The sequence below is a fragment of the Kitasatospora paranensis genome (assembly GCF_039544005.1).
Lineage (GTDB): Bacteria > Actinomycetota > Actinomycetes > Streptomycetales > Streptomycetaceae > Kitasatospora > Kitasatospora paranensis.
Genome location: NZ_BAABKV010000001.1, coordinates 5128442 through 5147659, shown reverse-complemented (window position 1 = coordinate 5147659; position 19218 = coordinate 5128442). Strand labels below are relative to the sequence as shown.

At 74.0% G+C, this 19218-nt stretch carries 14 protein-coding genes and 3 pseudogenes; 7 read left to right on the top strand and 10 right to left on the bottom strand.

The window, feature by feature from the left end; genetic code table 11:
* The first annotated feature begins 356 nt into the window (after positions 1 to 356).
* Positions 357 to 947 carry a hypothetical protein gene (locus ABEB13_RS24815; RefSeq protein WP_345707257.1) on the top strand — a complete coding sequence of 197 codons (591 nt, stop codon included), beginning with the start codon at positions 357 to 359 and terminating at the stop codon, positions 945 to 947.
* A gap of 22 nt (positions 948 to 969) precedes the next feature.
* On the opposite strand, the gene ABEB13_RS24810 is transcribed toward ABEB13_RS24815, so the two are convergent.
* The 8 genes and pseudogenes from ABEB13_RS24810 to ABEB13_RS24775 all read right to left on the bottom strand — a co-directional run bounded on the left by ABEB13_RS24810 (position 970) and on the right by ABEB13_RS24775 (position 10511).
* The gene (locus ABEB13_RS24810; protein ID WP_345709812.1) at positions 970 to 2163 is read right to left on the bottom strand and encodes an ABC transporter substrate-binding protein; all 1194 of its coding nucleotides are present in this window, start codon (positions 2161 to 2163) and stop codon (positions 970 to 972) included.
* Positions 2061 to 2621 (bottom strand): periplasmic substrate-binding domain-containing protein, encoded by a 561-nt coding sequence (locus ABEB13_RS24805; RefSeq protein ID WP_345707256.1) that lies wholly within the window; start codon positions 2619 to 2621, stop codon positions 2061 to 2063. Before ABEB13_RS24805 ends, ABEB13_RS24810 begins: the two co-directional genes overlap by 103 nt.
* Before the next feature lie 233 nt (positions 2622 to 2854).
* Positions 2855 to 5346: pseudogene (locus ABEB13_RS24800) on the bottom strand (SpoIIE family protein phosphatase).
* Positions 5347 to 5983: 637 nt separating this feature from the next.
* Positions 5984 to 6664: a SpoIIE family protein phosphatase gene (locus tag ABEB13_RS24795; protein ID WP_345707255.1), complete on the bottom strand. Its 681-nt coding sequence runs from the start codon at positions 6662 to 6664 to the stop codon at positions 5984 to 5986.
* 107 nt (positions 6665 to 6771) lie between these two features.
* Positions 6772 to 6966: pseudogene (locus ABEB13_RS24790) on the bottom strand (SpoIIE family protein phosphatase); the annotation flags it as partial.
* Positions 6967 to 7009: 43 nt separating this feature from the next.
* A complete protein-coding gene (locus tag ABEB13_RS24785) occupies positions 7010 to 8425 on the bottom strand; it encodes a PAS domain-containing protein (RefSeq protein ID WP_345707254.1) in 1416 nt (471 codons plus the stop codon).
* Positions 8426 to 8987: 562 nt separating this feature from the next.
* The gene (locus ABEB13_RS24780) at positions 8988 to 9536 is read right to left on the bottom strand and encodes a (deoxy)nucleoside triphosphate pyrophosphohydrolase (RefSeq protein WP_345707253.1); all 549 of its coding nucleotides are present in this window, start codon (positions 9534 to 9536) and stop codon (positions 8988 to 8990) included.
* Between the two features lie 162 nt (positions 9537 to 9698).
* A complete protein-coding gene (locus tag ABEB13_RS24775; RefSeq protein ID WP_345707252.1) occupies positions 9699 to 10511 on the bottom strand; it encodes a class I SAM-dependent methyltransferase in 813 nt (270 codons plus the stop codon).
* A gap of 126 nt (positions 10512 to 10637) precedes the next feature.
* Here ABEB13_RS24775 and ABEB13_RS24770 point away from each other — a divergent pair, with 126 nt between their 5' ends.
* The 4 genes and pseudogenes from ABEB13_RS24770 to ABEB13_RS24755 all read left to right on the top strand — a co-directional run bounded on the left by ABEB13_RS24770 (position 10638) and on the right by ABEB13_RS24755 (position 14694).
* Positions 10638 to 11222 (top strand): pyridoxamine 5'-phosphate oxidase family protein, encoded by a 585-nt coding sequence (locus ABEB13_RS24770; RefSeq protein WP_345707251.1) that lies wholly within the window; start codon positions 10638 to 10640, stop codon positions 11220 to 11222.
* Positions 11223 to 11355: 133 nt separating this feature from the next.
* Positions 11356 to 12488, top strand: a pseudogene (locus tag ABEB13_RS24765) (dihydrofolate reductase family protein).
* Between the two features lie 67 nt (positions 12489 to 12555).
* A complete protein-coding gene (locus ABEB13_RS24760) occupies positions 12556 to 13212 on the top strand; it encodes an HAD-IA family hydrolase (RefSeq protein WP_345707250.1) in 657 nt (218 codons plus the stop codon).
* Positions 13213 to 13323: 111 nt separating this feature from the next.
* Positions 13324 to 14694: an FAD-binding oxidoreductase gene (locus ABEB13_RS24755; protein ID WP_345707249.1), complete on the top strand. Its 1371-nt coding sequence runs from the start codon at positions 13324 to 13326 to the stop codon at positions 14692 to 14694.
* Here the strand turns inward: ABEB13_RS24755 and ABEB13_RS24750 are convergent.
* Positions 14684 to 15925: a serine hydrolase domain-containing protein gene (locus tag ABEB13_RS24750; protein ID WP_345707248.1), complete on the bottom strand. Its 1242-nt coding sequence runs from the start codon at positions 15923 to 15925 to the stop codon at positions 14684 to 14686. The genes ABEB13_RS24755 and ABEB13_RS24750 overlap by 11 nt on opposite strands.
* Before the next feature lie 249 nt (positions 15926 to 16174).
* On the opposite strand from ABEB13_RS24750, the gene ABEB13_RS24745 reads away from it, so the two are divergent.
* Together ABEB13_RS24745 and ABEB13_RS24740 are read left to right on the top strand one after the other, a co-directional pair.
* Complete coding sequence (locus ABEB13_RS24745) at positions 16175 to 16432, top strand: type II toxin-antitoxin system Phd/YefM family antitoxin (RefSeq protein ID WP_345707247.1); 258 nt, start codon at positions 16175 to 16177, stop codon at positions 16430 to 16432.
* The gene (locus tag ABEB13_RS24740; RefSeq protein WP_345707246.1) at positions 16429 to 16689 is read left to right on the top strand and encodes a Txe/YoeB family addiction module toxin; all 261 of its coding nucleotides are present in this window, start codon (positions 16429 to 16431) and stop codon (positions 16687 to 16689) included. The genes ABEB13_RS24745 and ABEB13_RS24740 overlap by 4 nt, the downstream gene beginning before the upstream one ends.
* Positions 16690 to 16986: 297 nt before the next feature.
* On the opposite strand, the gene ABEB13_RS24735 is transcribed toward ABEB13_RS24740, so the two are convergent.
* Entirely contained in the window at positions 16987 to 19122 is a 2136-nt protein-coding gene (locus ABEB13_RS24735) for an AIPR family protein (protein ID WP_345707245.1), read from the bottom strand.
* Between the last annotated feature and the right edge of the window lie 96 nt (positions 19123 to 19218).

Here is a 19218-nt window from a genome sequence, read left to right as displayed (position 1 = left end):
CTCGGCTTCGGCCCGCGGCTGGCCGACCTCACCGTCGGCGGGATCACCCTCTCCCTGCGGAGGGTGCCGATCCCCTTCCTCTGCGTCGAGCGGGTGCCGGTCGCGGGCCCTCGACTGCGGTTGCGGCTGTGGGTGGCCACCCTGTTGCTGTCCGCCGTCCCGATCACGCTCGGTGTGCTGCTGGTCGGCGGGCCGGGGGTGGGCCGGGCGCTCGGCCTCGGGGTGCTCGTGCCGCCCGTCCTCTCGCTGGTCGCCGTCCGGCAGCCGCTGTCGGCCGGCTGGATGCTGCTGCGGATGCCGTCCCTGCCGCGGGACGCCGCCGACGGCCTGGCGCTCTCCCCGAAGGGGTGTCGGCGATGCGGGCCCACCTCCGCGGCGACCTGGCGAAGGCCGGGAGCACGCTCGGCCCGCTGTCCGCGGACAGCCTTCCGAGCGGCCGGGAGTACCTGCTGCGGGCGGGTGTCGCCGAGGCCCGCGGCCGCTACGAGGAGTCCGCGACGCTGGCCCGCGCGGCGGCGGGCGCCCTGGCGGGCCGGGCCCACACCGCGCAGGCCCACCTCCAGCTGGCCGGGGCCCTGGCCGGCGCCGCCGCGACGGGCGCGCTGCCGCCGGCCGAGTGCCTGCCGCGGCTGGACGAGGCCGTCGCGGCCGCCCGCGCCGCGTTCCCGGCGCTGCTGGCGCACTCCCCCGCCCCGGCCTGGCTCGCCCTGCTGGGCGGGGAGCACGAGGAGGCCCTCGCCCTGGCCGGGCGGGCGGCCGCCCGGGCCACCGGTCCGCTGGCCCGGGCCCAGGCCGAGTGCGCCCTGGCCGCCGCACTCGGCGCGGCCGGCCGGACGGACGAGGCCCGGCGGGCGCTGGAGCGGGCCCGTGCCCTCTGCCCCGGGACGGCCCGGATCGCCGAGACCGCCGCGCGGCTCGCGCCGCCCGCCGCCGTCCCGGTGCCCTGAGCCCCGGCCGGCGGCGGCGGGCTCAGGTCGTCCGGAAGCCGACGTCCTGGTAGCGCGGGGTCGCGAAGCCGTACGCGCCGGCGCCGGCGACGCCGTTGCGGACGGCGACCAGGTCGGGCCGCTGGTACAGCGGGACGACGTCGGCGAGCTGCCACAGCCGGGTGTCGGCCTGCTGGAGCAGCGAGCGCCGGGCGACGGGGTCGAGCTCGGCGCCGGCCCGGTCGAGCAGCCGGTCGATCTCGGCCGTCCCCGTCCCGGCGTAGTTGCGGCCGTCCACCGGCAGGCCGTCCGGACCGGGCTGCGGCTTGGCGTACAGCGGGCGCGCGTCGGCCGGATAAGCGGTGACCGGCCAGGAGAACAGGGCGAGGTCGAAGTCGCCCTTCGCGAGGTGGTCGGTGACGAAGGAGTCGGCGGGGACGGCCTTCAGGGTGACGGCGAAGCCGGCCTTGGCGAGCTCGCCGGTGAGTGCGTCGGCGGTGCGGCGGGCGGTGGCGGAGCCGTCCGGGACGAGCAGCGACAGGGCGAGCGGCTTGCCGTCCTTGGTGCGCTTGCCGGCGGTCTCCTTCCAGCCGGCGCGGTCGAGCAGGGCCGCGGGGCTGTCGGTGCCGAGCGCGGCGCTGTTGTCGCGGTAGCCGTCCTGCCCGGCCATCAGCAGGTGGTTGCCGAGCGGCACGGCGCCGACACCGAGCGGGCCGAGGGCGGCGGTGGCGACCTGCCCGCGGTCGACCGCCCGGGCCACCGCCTGACGCACCCCCTGGTCGGTCAGCGGGCCCTTGGCGGCGTTCAGGGTGAGCTGGGTGAAGGCGGCGGCCGGCGCCCGGTGGACGGCCAGCCCGGGCAGCGCCTCGGCGCGCTTGAGGGCCTGGGCACTCGCCTCGGCGAGGGCGGCGGCGTCCGGCGGCGCAGCGGCGTTCTCGCCGTCGGTGCCGTCCGCGGTGGCCCGGTCGACGGTGGTGCCGAGCGCGGCGATGTCGAGGTCGCCGTGGTCGAGGGCGTCGAGCCGGCCGGACGCGGGGACGGCCCGGAAGTCGATCGCGTCGGCCTTGGCCCGGTCGCCCCACCAGCGCGGGTTGCGGCCGAGCGTGGCCTTGCCGCCGTCGTGGTCGTAGGCCGTCAGGGTGAACGGCCCGGCCGAGGTGTGGAAGGAGCCGTCCAGCGGCTGGTTGAAGGCGTCCGCGGTGGTCGTCCGGGCGGCCGGGTAGAGCGGGGTGAACAGCGACCGCCAGTCGGCGAACGGCTGCTTGAAGACCACCTTGACCTCGTGCGGGCCGCTTCCTGGGAGACCGAGGCGATCGCGTCGTAACCGGCCGGGCGGGTGCTGCGGAAGGCCGGGTCGGCGCCGGAGAGGGCCTTCCACTGGGCGGTGAAGTCGGCGGCCGACAGCGGGGAGCCGTCGCTCCAGACCGCGGCCGGGTTGAGCCGGTAGGTGACGGTCTGCGGGCTGTGCCCGGCCGCGGTGGACACCGCGCCGGCCAGGTAGTCCGGGTCGGGGACGGCCCGGCCCCGGTCGTCCAGCCGGAACAGTCCGGGCAGCAGGGCGCGGGCGATCAGCTCGGAGTCGGCGGTCGCCTCCGGCTGGTAGACGTTCAGGGTGGCCGGGACGGCGTCCACGGCCCAGCGCACGGTGCCGCCGTCCCGGGTCTGCGCCCGGTCGACGGCCGTCACGTCGGACACGGACGGTCCGGCCGGTGCTCCGCCCCCGTGCAGCCGGCCAGGGTGAGGGCCAGGCACAGGGCGGTGGCGGCGGCGACCTGGTTGGCGCGCATGCGCTCCTCCGGTGGCTGGTCGGCTGACCCGGGACATCGGGTTTGCCGACCACTGAAGGCCATCGGGGCGGCCGCCGGCGGCCGACACGGCCGCCGGTCGGGGCAGATCACCCGCGCGGCCCAGCGGCGCGCGGGGGCCGGTCAGAGCGTCAGCTCGAACCAGACGATCTTGCCCTTGGGGGTGCGCCGGCTGCCCCAGCGCTCGGCGAGCAGGCTGACCAGCTGGAGGCCGCGACCCCCTCGTCGGTCTCCTGGGCGCGCCGCTGCCGGGGCTGCGCGTAGCCGTCGTCCCAGACCTCGCAGACCATCGTGCGGTCCTGCAGCAGGCGCAACCGGATCTCGCCGCGGCCGTGCCGCAGCGCGTTCGTCACCAGCTCGCTGACCAGCAGCTCGGTGGTGTCGACGAGTTCGTCCAGGCCGTGCCCGACCAGCCAGTCGCAGGCCCGCTCGCGGGCCCGGCCGACCGAGGTCGGCTCCGGCGGCAGCCGCCAGTCGCCGACGGAGTCCTGCGGCAGGGCCTCGACCTTGGCCATCAGCAGGGCGATGTCGTCCTCGCCGTGGTGCGGGATCAGCTCGTCCAGCACCTCGTCGCAGAGCTGCTCCAGCTGCTTGGAGCCGTTGGTGAGCGCGGTGCGGAAGGCCCGCAGGCCCTCGTCCAGCTGGTGCTTGCGGGACTCCACCAGGCCGTCGGTGTAGAGGCCCAGCACGGCGCCGTCCGGCAGGGTGACCTCGACCTCCTCGAAGGGCTCGCCGCCCACGCCGAGCGGCAGGCCGGGCGGCACGTCGAGCATCCGGGCCGGCTCGCCCGGGCACAGCAGGGCGGGCGGCAGGTGGCCGGCGCTGGCGATGACGCAGCGCTGGGTGACGGCGTCGTACACCGCGTAGACGCAGGTGGCGAGGTAGACCTCGACGCTCCCGGCGCCGGGCTGGCCGCCCGCGGGGTCGTCGTCGCCGCCGAGGCCGCGGGCGATCTCGTCCAGCGCGCCGAGCACCTCGGCCGGGTCGAGGTCGAGCATGGCCAGGGTGCGGACGGCGGTTCTCAGCTGGCCCATCGCGACGGCGGCGCGCAGGCCGCGGCCCATCACGTCGCCGATCACCAGGGCGGTGCGGCTGCCGGGCAGCGGGATGACGTCGAACCAGTCGCCGCCGACCTCGGTGTTGTTGTTGCTCGGCAGGTAGCGGCGGGCGATCTCGAGGCCGGTGGCCTCCGGCTTGCCGGGGGGCAGCAGGCTGCGCTGGAGGATCAGCGCGCGCTCGTGCTCGCGGCGGTAGAGGCGGGCGTTGTCGACGCAGACGGCGGCGCGGGCGACGAGCTCCTCGGCGATCGCGACGTCCCGTGCGTCGAAGGGCTCGGAGCCGATCGCCCGGGAGAGCTGGACGAGGCCGAGCACCTGGTCGCGGGCGACCAGCGGGACGACCAGCGTCGAGCGGAGCAGCGGGTCGGGCCCCGGCTGGGGCACCACGCTGCGGCCGGTGCGCAGGGCGCGGGCGTGCGGGGAGCGCGGCGGGTAGCAGAGCGTGCCGCCGGCCTCGGCGACCGGGACGGCGGCCAGGCCGCCCTCGCCGCCGAGCACCGAGGAGGCGCCGCCGACGACGCTGGAGACGGCCACCCGGCGCAGTTCCCCGGAGCCGTCCAGCACGCCGGGGCCGGAGATCGGGCCCTCGTCGCCGGAGAGCAGTGCGGTGTAGAGGTCGACGGTGGCGACGTCGCAGAACTGCGGGACGATCACGTCCAGCAGCTCCTTGGCGGTGGTCTCCAGGTCGAGGGTGGAGCCGATGTGGGTGGAGGCCTCGTTGAGCAGGGCGAGGCTGCGGCGGACGCCGGCGGCCTCGCGCTCGGCGACGTGCCGGCTGGTGACGTCCTGGACCTGGCCGGCGACGCCGATCGGGGCGCCGCCGGGGCCGGTCAGCCGGAACAGCGACAGGGACCACCGGCGGTGGCCGTCGCGGCCGGTGGCGGCCGGTGCGACGCCGTTGAACCGCAGGTCGAGGATGGGTTCGCCGCCGGCCAGCACCTTGCGCAGGGCGACCATCAGGCGGTCGGCCTCGCCGGGCGGGAAGAGCTCGGCGGGCTGCCGGCCGGTGAGGTGGGCGGCGGGGCGGCCGACGCCCGCGGCGAAGGCCGCGTTGACGCGCTGCAGCCGCAGGTCGAGGTCGAAGAGCAGGAAGCCGGTCGGCGTCTGGCCGAAGACGGCCTCGGACGCGGCGAGGTCTGTCTCGATGGTGCGCAGCCGGCCGACGTCGACGGCGAGACAGGTGGCGCCCGGCGCCGGGTCCCCGTCGGCGGGCATCACGTAGACCTCGGCGAGGCCCTCGGCGCCGCTCACGTCGCGGTAGGGGGCGGTGCCGATCCACTCCTCGCCGGCCAGGACGCGCTCCAGCCGGGCCCGGCCGCGCTGCCAGAGCTCGCGGGGCACGAAGGCGGTGATCGGGTCGGCGCCGACGGCTTCGGAGGCGGGGACGCCGAAGAACTCGGCGGCGCGGTTGCTCCACTGGCTGATCCGGCCGTCCGGCCCGATCGCGAAGGTGGCGACCCGGATGTAGTCGTAGATCGACCCGGGCGCGCCGTGGCCCCAGCTGCCGAGGGCGTACGGGACGTCCTCGGCGTGGGGTGCGCCCGGCTGGCCGGGCACGGCGGCATGGCCGCTACTGCTCGCCGCCTGCGGCGCCTGCGGCGCCGGAGTGCTGTTCAACGGACCGACCCCTCCAACCAGTGCCCATCCGGATGTCGAGAAGACCGAGTATTCATCATCCGGGTGCGGGCGCACACGCCCCGAGCATCACAACATCGAATCGGGGAGGCCCGCCCGGTGCTCCTTACCCGGCCGCCGCTGTTCGAACCGGCCCGGTCTGCACGGATCGGGACGACCGGTCAAGGGCCGCGCACGCAGGCGGCTCCGACCGGATCGGATCCGGCAGGATCGGATGCCCCCGGCGGCGTGAAACCACCTACGGATTCGGGAATTTCATCATATGACCGATCATCAGCGCCAGCCGGGCGGCGACCCGCTCCGGACCCCGCACCGCCCGCCCCGGCGCCCACCGCCCGGGCACCTCCGGCGCGCCCCGCCCACGGCCCTCGGGAAGGCGCCGCGGCCGCCCGGATCCGCCCGCCGCCACCCGCGCGGCGTCCGGGATCCGGACGCTCAGGTGACCCTTCGCACCCGCGTACGGACACCGTGCGCCGATCAGGGCGTCGCGAACGTGGTCGATCCGGGACAGACCGTACACATCGAGCCGGGTGGCCGGACGGCGCGGCCCGGCCGCCGGCTACTGCGTCCAGTCGATCTCGGTCTCCTCCGGGGAGAGCTCGAACCAGACGACCTTGCCCATCCCCTCGGCCCGGGCGCCCCAGCGCAGCGCGAGGCGGCGCACCAGCTCCAGGCCCCGGCCGCCCTCGTCCGCCTCGGCGGCGTGCCGCTCCCTCGGCGGATCCGGCAGGGGGTCGCTGATCTCCACCAGCAGGGTCTCGCCCATGGTCAGCCGGACGCCGATCGGCGCACTGGCGTACCGGACGGAGTTGGTGACCAGCTCGCTCACCAGCAGCTCGGCGGTGTCGGTGAGCTGCTCCACGCCCCAGTCGGCGAGGGTGGCCCGCACCAGGCGGCGGGCCCGGGAGACCGCGGTGGGCTCGGCCGGCAGCGTCCAGCCCGCCGTCGGGGTGCCGGTCTCGCCGTGGCTGAGCCGGGCGAGCAGCAACGCGACGTCGTCCGGCTCGCGCCCCTGCTCCATGGTGTCGAGCACCGCCTCGCAGGCCTGCTGGATGGACGCGTACGGCTGCTCCAGCACACTGACCAGCCGGCCGAGGCCGACGTCGAGGTCCTTGTCCCGGGACTCCACCAGGCCGTCGGTGCACAGCGCCAGCAGGCTGCCCTCGGGGACCTCCATCTGCACCGACTCGAAGGGGACCCCGCCCACCCCGAGCGGCGCGCCGGACGGCAGGTCGAGCACCTGGCCGACCCCGCCGGGCAGCGGCCCGCCGGCCGCCGGCGGGCCCCGTCGCCGTCCTTCGGCACCACCAGCACCGGCGGGATGTGGCCGGCCTTGGTGACGGTGAGCCGGCGCCGCCCGGGATCGAAGACGGCGTACACGCAGGTGGCCAGCAGCGCCTCGTCCGGCCCCTGGGCGAGGTCGTCGGCCAGTTCGTGGACGTGCCGCAGCAGGATGTCGGGCGGCAGGTCGAGCGCGGCCAGCACCCGGACGGCCGTCCGCAGCCGGCCCATCGTGGCGGCGGCCCGCAGGCCGTGCCCCATGACGTCGCCGACCACCAGGGCGGTGCGCTCCCCGGCAGCGGGATCACGTCGAACCAGTCGCCGCCGACCTCGGTGCCGCTGCTGCCGGGCACGTACCGGTAGGCGACCTCGACCCCGGGGGCTGCGGGACCTGCTGGGGCAGCAGGGTCCGCTGGAGGGTGAGGGCGGCGGTGCGCTCGCGGGCGTAGAGCCGGGCGTTGTCGAGGGAGCTGCCGGCCCGGTCGGCCAGCTCGACGGCGAAGGCGAGGTCGTCGCGGTCGAAGCCCTCCCGGTAGCCGGCGCGGCTGACCACCAGCAGGCCGATGACGATCCCGCGGGCCCGCAGCGGCACCACCAGCCGGGAGTGCACCCCGAGGTCCTGCGCGGCCTGCACCTTGGGATCGCCCGGGTAGCTGAGGTCGGCCAGCTCGTCCTTGCCGCTGAGCAGCTCCGGGATGCCGGTGCGCAGCACCCGGCCGAAGGCCGACTCCTCGCTGAAGGTGATCCGGGCGCCGCGGCGGAGCATCGCCTCCACCTCCGGCCCGTCCTGGACGGAGGCGGTGCCGAGCTGGAGCAGCGAGGTGCGCCGGTCGTGGCCGTGCCGCGGCAGGTCGTCGCCGTGGGCGACCGCCTGGAGGAGGATCACCGCGGAGTAGTCGGCGAGCCGGGGGACGACCGCCCCGGCGAGCTCCTGGGCGATCCGGGAGGCGTCGAGCAGGTCGCCGACCCGGGAGCCGAACTCGTTGAGCAGCGAGAGCCGGCGGCGGGCGTGCTCGACCTTGGAGACCGCCCGGTAGCGCTCGGTGACGTCCATGACGGTGCCGGAGATCCCCAGCACCCGGCCGGCCCGGTCGGTCATCCGGCTGTAGGAGATCGAGCGGAAGCCGGAGCTGGCGGTGACCGGCGCGGCCAGCGTCACGTCGATCACCGGTTCGCCGGTGGCCAGCACCTGGCGCTGGATCGCGGTGATCTCGTCGGCGGCCCGCTCGGGGAGGGTCTCGCCCGTGGTGCGGCCGACGTGGTCCTCCAGCGCCACGCCGTTCATCTCGGCGAGGGTGCGGTTGACGGCGGTGTAGCGCAGGTCGGTGTCGAGGATCGCGATCCCGAGCGGGGACTGCTCGAAGAGCGCGTCGCGGACGGCGAGGTCGCGCTCGACCGCGGCGACCGTGCGGGCGTCGGCGAGGGTGACCTGCAGGAACGGGGTGCCGTCGCCGTCGACGAGCAGGGAGATCCGCACCTCGATCGGGACGTTCACGCCGTCCCGGTCCTTCAGCCGGGTGACGCCGTGCCAGCTGCCCTGGCGCAGGGTCTCCCGGATCGCCCGTTCGGCCTGGCCGACCAGTTCGGGGTCGGGGATCAGCTGCCCGATGCGGCGGCCGACCAGCACCTCGCTGGGCCAGCCGAGCATCTCCTCGGCGGCCGGGCTCCAGAGCACCACCCGTCCGGAGGTGTCGAGGATCGCGATGGCGACCTTCACCACGTCGAAGAGGCTGCCCCGGACGGGCTCGGCGCTCCGGGTGCCGCCCGCCGGGGCACCGGTACCGGCGCCGGGGAACGGCAGGATCGGCCGGCTGCGGGGGAGGCGGTGGGCGGCACGTCGCCCGGCCGGGGCCCGCCCTGCGGGCGGCCCGCCCCGGCGGCCGGGCCCGGGCCGCGGCGCAGCCGCGCTCTCGCGGCGGCGCCGCCGATCCCTCGGGCGGGCATCCCGGGGGCGGCGGCCGCACGCTGCGATCCGCGTCGGGGGAGGCGCCGGACTCGCCGCTCGCCCCCGCCGTTTCCCGTGCTCGACACCGACGGGGCCTCCGGCTGGTGTGGGCGGTGCACCGCGGCGGGCGCCGGATGCGGGTGAGCGGTGGGGCGCCCCTGGCGCCTCACCGATCGTGACGGACTCTGCCGAACAGTGACATACCCCGACCAATGCCCGGGTATCCCGGCAATTGGGTCGTCTTTCCCGTTTGGCCGAGGGGCCCGCCCCCGGCGCCTTGGGCTGCCCGTGGGCCCGCCGCCTGCCCGTCGCCGTCCGCGGTGCCCGTGGCGCCCGGTCAGCCGCCCGAGAGCAGCGCCGCCACGTGCGGCAGGACCTCGCGGTCGTGCGGCAGCCAGGCGACGTCGGCGAGCTCGTCGGGGCCGAGCCAGCGCAGCTCGGAGTGGCCCTGCAGGGGGCGGGGATCGCCGGAGAGCAGCTCGGCCGCCCAGATCCGCAGCTCCAGGCCGGGCCGGACGGGCCAGCGGCCGGGGAGCGGGTGCAGGGCGCGGGCCCGCACGCCCAGCTCCTCGACGAGTTCGCGCTCCAGGGCCTGCTCCTCGCTCTCGCCCGGCTCGGCCTTGCCCCCGGGGAACTCCCAGGCCCCGGCGAGGTCGGCGGGCTCGCTGCGACGGGCGGCCAGCACCCGGCCCCGGTGGACGAGGGCGGCTCCGACGACCATCCGGACGGGCCCGTCGGCCGCGGCGGACTCGACCCAGTAGAGCTGTTTGTGCCCGCGGGCCTCGAAGTCGGCGGCCAGCGCGTCGGCGGCGCCCCTGTCCAGGTCCTTCGCGACGAGGTAGCGGTTGCCGTTGTCGTCCTGGCGCATCACCCGGAAGGAGTCCATGGCGTCACCGTAACGGGCCCGGCCCGGTGGGGGACAGGCCGGGCCCGCGGTGCCTCCGACGGTACGGAGCTCCTGCTACCGGCCGGTACGCAGGGCGTTAACGCCAGGTAAGAGCAGCCGGGCCCGCCGGGCACCCAGGGGGTCGCCCGGGGGCCGCCGGGGTCAGCGTCGGGCCAGCAACTCGCCGTGCAGCACGGCGAACCAGCCGTCCGGGTCGGCCGCCCAGCGGCGCCAGCCGTCCGCGATCGCGGCGAGCTCGGCGGGAGTGGCGAGGCCCTCGGCCAGGGCCGTGGCGGCGGTCGACGACTTCTCGGTGCGCTCCGCCCAGAGCCCGCCCCACCACTCCCGCCGCTCCGGGGTGGCGAAGGTCCAGCTGCCCGACCCGGCCACCAGGTCGGTGAAACCGGCCGCACGGGCCCAGGCGGCCAGCCGCCGACCGGCGTCCGGCTCGCCGCCGTTGGCCCGGGCGACCCGCCGGTAGAGGGCCAGCCAGGCGTCCAGTTCGGGCAGCTCCGGGTACCAGGTCATCGCCGCGTAGTCGGCGTCGCGGACGGCCACCAGCCCGCCCGGCGCGGTGACCCGCCGCATCTCGCGCAGCGCGGCCACCGGGTCGGCCAGGTGCTGGATCACCTGATGGGCGTGGACGACGTCGAACGAGCCGTCCGCGTACGGCAGTCGGTGCACGTCGGCGACCTCGAACGCGATGGCGTCCAGGCCGCGGCCGGCCGCGTACCGGGCGGCCTCGGCCAGCACCTCGGCGGAGGTGTCCAGGGCGACCACCCGGCCGGTGGGCCCGACCGCCTCGGCGAGGTCGACAGTGATCGTGCCGGGCCCGCAACCGACATCCAACAGCCTCATTCCGGGCCGCAGTTCGGGGAGCAGGTAGGCGGCGGAGTCGGCGGCGCTGCGGCTGCGGTGCGAGCGCAGCACCGAATCCTGATGTCCATGCGTGTACGTGATCCGACGGTTCGTCATGCGTGGCTCCTCTCGGTGCCCGCAGCCTAATCACCGTCTCGCTTGTCGAGAAAACATGTCTCATATGACAAGACGTCTGCCGAATGCCCTGGCTGCGGGAAGGGCCGTGCGAGGACAATCGACGGCATGGGAAAGACGTACGAACGCATAGACGGACGCCTGCGCTCGTTCATCGAGAGGCAGCCGGTCTTCTTCACCGCCACCGCCCCGCTCGACCAGGACGGCCACGTCAACCTGTCCCCCAAGGGCCGGGCCGGCACGCTCGCCGTACTGGACGAACTGACGCTCGCCTACCTGGACTTCGGCGGCTCCCACGCCGAGACCATCGCCCATCTGCGGGAGAACGGCCGGATCACCCTGATGTGGTGCGCCTTCGACGGCCCGCCGACCGTCGTCCGGGTGCACGGCCACGGCGAGGCCGTCTTCCGGGACGACCCGCGCTTCGCCGCCCTGATCGGGCACTTCGACCCGACCGCGGACGGCTCCGGGCTGCGCGCGATCGTGCTCGTCCGCGCCGAACGGGTCAGCGACTCCTGCGGGTTCGCCGTCCCGTTCATGGACTACCGCGCCGAACGCGAGCTGCACGCACAGTACTTCGACCGCAAGACGGACGAGGAGTTCGGCGCGTACTGCGAGGGCAAGGACCACGTGGGCACGAGCATCGACGGCCTGCCCGCACTGCCGCTGCCGCTGCCGCCCCGGGTGGCCTGAGCCCCGCCGGGGCCGGGGCGGCAGGCAGCCGCCCCGGCGTCCCGGTGGCGACCCTGCCGCCCGGCCCGGCCCCCGGGCGAACGGTGCCGCTCGGAACCGTACGGTGGTGGGCAGCCGACAGATTGGATGCGCCGTGTCCCGCCGCCCCTACGTGCTGCTGAGCGCCGCCGTCTCGCTCGACGGCTTCCTCGACGACGCCTCGCCGGAGCGGCTGCTGCTCTCCAACCCGGCCGACTTCGACCGGGTCGACGACGTCCGGGCCGGCTGCGACGCCCTGCTCGTCGGCGGCAACACGCTGCGCCGCGACAACCCCCGGCTGCTGGTCAACTCCCCCGACCGGCGGGCCGCGCGGGTCGCCGCCGGCCGCCCGGAGTACCCGCTGAAGGTGACCCTCAGCAACAGCGGCGGTCTCTCCCCCGCGCTCAACTTCTGGCACACCGGCGGCGCCAAGGTCGCGTACACCACCGACGCCGCCGCCCCGGCGCTCGGCGCGGCCCTCGCCGGACTGGCCGACGTGGTCGGCCTCGGCCCGGCGGTGGGGCTCGGCGCCGTCCTGGACGACCTCGGGGCGCGCGGCGTCGGGCGGTTGATGGTGGAGGGCGGCGGCAGCGTGCACACCCAGTTCCTGGCCGAGGGGCTGGCCGACGAACTCCAGCTCGCGGTGGCGCCGCTGCTGGTCGGGCAGGCGGACGCGCCGCGCTTCCTCGGCCCGGCGCAGTACCCCGGCGGGCCGGGGCGGCGGATGCGGCTGCTGGCGGCGCGTACGGTGGGCGATGTCGTCCTGCTCCGCTACGCCCCCAAGGAGTCCGCACCGTGACCGGTGACCTGCACTGGCTGGCCCGCGCCGTCGAGCTGTCGCGGCTCTGCCCGCCGTCGGAGACCGCGTTCTCGGTCGGAGCGGTGATCGTCGGCGCGGACGGCACGGTGCTCAGCGAGGGCTACAGCCGCGAGGTGGACGGCCACAACCACGCCGAGGAGGCCGCGCTGGCCAAGCTGCCGGCCGGTGACCCGCGGCTGCGCACGGCCACCGTCTACAGCTCGCTGGAACCCTGCGGGCAGCGGGCGTCCCGGCCGCACCCGTGCGCCGAGCTGATCGTCGCCGCCGGGGTGCCCCGCGTGGTGGTGGCCTGGCGCGAGCCCGACCTCTTCGTACAGGCCTGCCAGGGGACGGCGATGCTGACCGCGGCCGGGGTCGAGGTGATCGAACTGCCCGAACTCGCCGACGCGGCAAGGGCGGTCAACGCCCACCTGCTCGACAGGGGCTGAGCCGGCCCCGCCCGACCCATCCGTTTTGTATCCTGGTGTGACAAACGCCCCCTGCCAAGGAGACCGGATGCCCACCGCCACCGTCACCGCCCGTGCCTTGCTGCTCGACATGGACGGCACCCTGGTGGACTCGGACGCCGTCGTCGAACGCTGCTGGCGCCGCTGGGCGGCCCGGCACGGACTCGACGGGGACCACGTCATGCACGTGGTGCACGGCCGCCAGGGCCACCTCTCGATGGCGCTGCTGCTGCCGGACCGGCCGATGGAGGTCAACCTCCAGGAGAACCGGGCGATGCTCGCCGACGAGACCGCCGACACCCTGGGCATCGTGCCCGTCCCCGGCGCACCCGCCTTCCTGGCCGCCCTCTCCGGGCAGCCGCACGCCCTGGTCACCTCCGCCGACGAGGCACTCGCCCGGGTCCGGATGGGCGCCGCCGGCCTGCCGCTGCCCGAGACCCTCGTCACCGCCGAGTCGGTCGGCGCCAGCAAGCCCGACCCCGAGGGGTTCCTCAAGGGCGCGGCCGAGCTCGGCTTCCTCCCCGCCGACTGCCTGGCCTTCGAGGACTCCGGGGCCGGCATCTCCGCCGCCCTCGCCGCCGGGATGCGGGTGATCGGCGTCGGCCCCCGGGCGCTCGCCCATCCGGCCACCCACCACGTCGACAGCCTGGAGCAGGTCCGGGTCGAGGCGCAGCCCGACGGCGGCCTGCGCCTCACCCTCGGCTGAGCCGGGCGCCACGACCCGGCGTAGCGTGGAACCAGGCCGACCGGGGACCGTCGGCTACCCGCTCCAGGTCCGGGCCGGCCGAGGGGGCCGTCAAGGTCAGGAGCGGCTGTCATGGGCACGCAGACGATTGAGGAACTAGCAGGCCGGATCCGCGGCACGGTGGTCAGGCCCGGCGACGAGGACTACGACGAGGCCCGCCGGGTCTACAACGCGATGATCGACCGCAAACCCGCCGTCGTGGTGCGCTGCGCCAACGCCGGCGACGTGATCGCGGCCGTCGGCTTCGCCCGGGACAACGACCTCCCGCTGGCGACCCGCGGCGGCTCGCACAGCGTCCCCGGCTACGGGACGTGCGACGACGGCGTGGTCGCCGACCTGTCCGGGATGCGCTCCGTCCGGGTCGACCCCGTCCGGCGGACGGCCCGGGTCGAGGGTGGCGCGACCCTCGGCGACCTCGACGCCGCGACCCACGCCTTCGGGCTCGCCGTCACCGGCGGGATCATCTCCACCACCGGCGTCGGCGGCCTCACCCTCGGCGGCGGCTTCGGCTACCTGGCCCGCGGCCTCGGCCTGACCTGCGACAACCTGCTGTCGGCCGATGTGGTCACCGCCGACGGGCAGTTGCACGTCGTCAGTGAGGAGAACGAGCCCGACCTCTTCTGGGCGCTGCGCGGCGGCAGCGGCAACTTCGGTGTGGTGACCTCGTTCGAGTTCCGCCTCAGCCCGGTCGACACCGTGTTCGGCGGGCCGATCCTCTACGAGCTGGAGCACGCCGAGGCCCTCCTGCGGCGCTACCGCGAGTACATCGTCGACGCCCCCGAACAGCTCGGCGCCTTCCCCGGATTCCAGATCGCACCGCCGCTGCCGTTCATTCCCGAGGACCGGCACGGTGACACCATGGCCATCCTCGTGGTCTGCTGGGCCGGCCCGCCGGACGAGGCGGAGGCCGCGATCCGTCCGCTGCGCGAGGTGGCCACGCCGGTGGCCGAGATGGTCGGCGCGATGCCGTACCCCGTGCTGAACGGCGCCTTCGACGCGCTGCTGCCGCCCGGCCTCCAGAACTACTGGAAGGGCACCTTCGCCGACGAACTCAGCGACGCGGCGATCGCCGTCCACCTGGAGCACGGCCCGCGGGTGCCGACCGTGCACTCCACCTGCCACGTGTACCCGATCAACGGCGCCTGCCACCGCGTCCCCACCGACGCCACCGCGTTCGGCAACCGCGAGGCCACCTTCGCCACCGTGATCGCGGGCCTCTGGCCGGACCCGGCCGACAACGCGGCCAACACCGCCTGGGTGCGCGGGTACTACGAGGCGCTCGCGCCGCACCAGAGCGCCGGGGGCTACGTCAACTTCATGGCCGGCGACGACCAGGAGCGGGCCGCCGCCAACTACGGCGCCGGCTACTCCCGACTGGTCGAGGTCAAGCGCGCCTACGATCCCGGCAACCTGTTCCGGGTGAACCACAACATCAAGCCCTGACCTGCGGACCGGCCGCGAACACCGCCCCGGCGAGACGCATGATGTACGGGGCCTCGGCGCCGTCCAGGCCGGTCGGGTTCAGCGAGTAGACGACCGTGCGGGCCAGGTCGCGGGTGGCGAAGACGCCGCTCGTCCAGCCCGGGCGCGAGCCCGTCTTTCCCCAGAGCTCGACCCCTGCGATCTCGGTGCGCTCCAGGCCCATGCTCATGCAGGCCCGGCCGGCGCCCGGGCCGGTCTCGCAGTGGCTGCTGTGGAAGTTCGGCACGTCGGGGACGGTGAACAGCTGCGCCTGCTGGGCGGGCGGCAGCAGCCGGCCGCGGAACAGCGCGGTGATGAAGCGGTCCAGGTCGGGGGCGCTGGAGATCAGCCCGCCCTCCGCCCACGGCCACGCGGCCTGCTCCGTCACGTCGACCTGCCGGGTGGTGCCGTCCGCGGCCGGCACCGTCAGGTAGGGCCGCGCCGCCGGCCTGGCCAGCGCCGGGTCGTCGACCGCCGGGACAGCGGTGTCGCGCAGGCCGAGCGGCCCGATGATCCGGCGCTGCACCTCGTGCGCGTAACTGCGGCCGGTGACCTTCTCGATCAGCAGGCCCGCCACGAAGGTGTTCATCCCGTTGTACTGCTGCGCGGTGCCGGGCTCGAAGGACATCGGCTCGCCGGCCATGGTGGCGACCACCTGACGGGGCGTCCAGCTGTCGAACTGGTGGTCGACGAACCAGGCTGCCGTGCCGTCCCCCCAGGGGCCGTCGGCGCCGTTCGGCAGGCCGCTGGTGTGGTTCAGCAGCTGGCCCACCCGGATCGGCGGGAAGTCCGCCGGGAGCAGGCCCGGCAGGTAGCGCTGCACGGGGGCGTCCAGGTCGACGCGGTGCTCGGCGGCCAGCTGGAGCACGACCGTGGCCGTGAAGACCTTGGAGATGGAGCCGATCCGGAACCGCCCGTCGACCGCCGGCGGCCGGCCGGTCGCCGGGTCGCCGGTGCCGCCCACCGCGTCGAAGCGGCCCGCGCTGCCGGAGATCCGCACCAGCGCCCCTGACACGTCCGCGCTCGGCAGTCCGGAGAGCGCCTGCCGGACGGCGTCCCGGTCGAGTGCGGGCAGGCCGGTCGCGGACCGCGCCGAGGCGGGGGCGGGTGCGGCGGCCAGCGCCGGGGCGGCGGTGCCGACGGTCAGCGCGGCCAGCACCGCACCGGCGGCGACGAGCGTGGTCCAACGGGTACGACGGACAACGGTGTTCATGGCAGGACTCCCGACGGATCGTCATGTCGGCCGGTCTCCCCGGCCACCACCGAGTCTTCCGTCCGCTCCCCGCCGCGCCATCGGGGACGATCCCCCACCCTCCCCTGACGGAACACCAGGGCACCCCGGAGGCCGAGGCGGCGGGGTCTCGGGGTCGGCGCGCGGGAGATGGTCGGAAAGGAGGAGCGCTTGTCGGCATCCCGCCTCGGACGTACAATTTCCTGTACGTCGAGCACGAGGAGTCCGATCATGAAGACGATGACCTATTCGGAGTCCCGCGCGCGGTACGCCGAGGTGCTCAATGCGGTCACGGACGACCGCGAGGAGATAGTGATCACCCGCGCCGGGCGCGAGCCCGTGGTCATCGTCTCGCTCGAGGACTACCAGTCGCTCAAGGAAACGGCCTACCTGCTGCGCAGCCCTGCGAACGCCCGACGGCTCCTGGCCTCGATCGACGAGTTGGAGACCGGCGGCGGAACGGCGCGAGAGCTGGCAGACCCCGAGTGAAGGTCGTCTTCGCCTCCCGGGCCTGGGAGGACTACCTGTGGTGGCAGGTCCAGGATCGCAAGATCCTCAGGCGGATCAACACGCTCGTCGCCGACATCGCCCGCAACGGCAACGAGGGAATCGGCAAGCCGGAACCGCTCAAGCACGGATTCCAGGGGTACTGGTCGCGCCGGATCAACGACGAGCACCGCCTCGTGTACAAGGTCACGGACGACTCGGTCCTGATCGCCCAGTGCCGCTACCACTACGAGGGCTGAGCCCGCCGCGCAGGCGCACAGCCCCACTACGTGCCAGCGTGCCGCACAGACGTCCAGCACGGCGGAGATACGAGAGGTGACGACAGGTGGCGAAGGTCAGAAAATCAAGCACCTATCCAGCTCGGGATTCACGAAAAGGTAGTGAGCGCTCGCAGTCCCGCCAACGCCACACAAAACAGCAGCAGGTGCGAGCAGCACTAGCTCGGGCCGGCGCGCACCCCGGCCAATGCTGGCCACGCCAGCGAGGCCGTCGAGGGCTCCTCCCGGGCCTCGCAACCGGACGGGCCCTGGATCGCGTCAGCTCTCTTCCTCCTGAGCATCCAGCCACTCCTTCGCCATCTGCCACAGATTGCGCTTGTCATCGAGCACCCAGCGCGCAGGTCCCTGCACCGCAATGGGAGCCTCTTCCCAGCCTGCGAGCTCCCAGATACGGGTCACGAGTCCGCTGGCCGAGTAGGCTGCACCGTCGTAGGACCAGATGAGCGGCTTTGTCCGATCGTTCTGCCAGCGGACCTGCGCCCGGCGCTCGTCCGCCTCGAGCCACTCCTTCGTCGCCCTTGCTTCCGGAGCGTTGTACGGAACGTAGACCAGCGGCGTCCCGTCCGGGACGATCCCAGCACTGACAAGAGTCGGAACGACGTTAGGACGGCGGCGACGGCGCTTCTGCAGGGCGGGCGGCTGGTAGTTGTCCGGCAGCTGCGGCGCCACGGCCCCACCCCGCACGTCCTGCGGCACGACCCGGGACAGCTCCCGGCAGCGTGTCTCATTGGTGAAGGTGCTCCCAAGGAACGAGGTGGTTCCGTAGGTTTCGTCCACCCGGTAGATCAACCATGACAGCACGGATTCGGTCAACTTCGGGATGGACTCCAGCACGGAATCCAGCGGGTAGCCCGGCTCATCGATGTCCGCCAGGTCTAGCAGCTGAAAGACCAGATGGGTGATCAACAGATCTCCGCGCTGAGCCGTGTCCTGGGCGCGTCCCTGAAGGCGCTTGCGTTGGGCGTCGAGCGCCTTGCCAACCTCTCGCTGGATCTGGACGCATCGCCAGACCCGGAAGGCGCTCGGAACCTCACCGAAGAGCCGCGGGTATGCCCCTCCATCTCCCCGCTCCCAGAGCAGATCAGTGTCCCGCTTGGCCCGTACGGCCAGCTCAGGGGTGCGGCGGGCGCATGCGAGGGCTATGGCCGCGTGCACCACCGAGCAGCCGGAATCCGGTACAGGATCGGCCTCGCCGCGTTTGTAGACATACGTCTTGTCCAGGGTGAGATCGAAGTCCTCCCGGATCAGGGCCTGGGTTTCGTCCAGAGCGATGAAGTCCCTACGAGCGACGTCGTTCTGGGTGTTCGTGGTCTCGGTGATCTTCGATGCGTAGTCGGCGCGCTCGTCGCCCAGGGAGATCACGCGGACCATCACATCAGCATCCTCGACGGTACCCGGCGTCACCTGCATCGCCTTGTGGATGGAGGTAACGGTCTGGGCCCCGTTGACCACGCTGACATGGGTGAGCCGGAGTTCCACCGGATAGGCGGGGTGGCGCCTGTCCGGGTAGTACGGCTCAATCCTGTCGCACAGGATCGTGATGCCGTTATTGAAGTACCAGAAGTTCTCCGGCTCGTCCGTCAGGGTCTTCTCGATGCCGGAATTGATGCGGGTCAGCCCGAGCGACTGGCGGATGTTCTGCGAGAAGAGTCGGGCGCCGTGGTCCTCGTACCATCTGGCAATCTCCCTGGCCGCCACGCTGCCCTGGTACGCCGGGAAGGGGATGTCACGATGGATCCACTTCGGCATCTTCACCTTGACGTTCACGGGATCTGGAGTGCGGTCCTCACGCAGCTGCCGCAGCAGCTCCCCGGTCCCCATGAGCTGGTAACGCAGCATCGGCCCGTGCCCGTGATGATCCTCGACGGCGCGGTCGAGGATGTGCAGGGTGTGCGAGCTGAGCGGATCGTTCCCGACGACCGCGATGACCAGGTTGATTTTGAGGTTAGTGTCACCCATGGCCGAAGCGAGAAGAGGAGCGAACGGCTGGAGCTTGTCGTTGAAAGCATCGAACTGCCGCTGCTCCAACAACCGCAGTCCGTCCACGAAGCCCCGAGCCGCATCCGTGTGGAATCCAGCCGTCCCCTTGTCACTCCACTTGGCTTGAACCAGCCACACCTGGGTACCGTCCACTACGGCAACCGCGTCGATTCCGTTGTCGTAGCTGCCGTCGATCACGGCCTCGGCGCAGGTCTTAGGCTCCCAACCCGTCACCCGCCGGATCGCCGTGGCCGCCACGGCCCGGGACAGAAAGGCTCGCTCCCGCTCGGCCTCGGAGTTTCGCTGCAGGTCGCTCTCGTCGATGATCCCTCGGTAAGCCTGGGTCAGCGCCGCCCGCATCTGATGCAGCTCCAGTGGCGTCGTCTTCACATGCTTCTGCCCCGCCCCGCTCATCCCTCTCCCCGGTGACGCTCATTCAGCTCTGGTGCTCGCGCCCGTCAAGCCTAGCCCGGGCATCCAGCGCTCGCGTGGGCAATGGCCGATGACCTC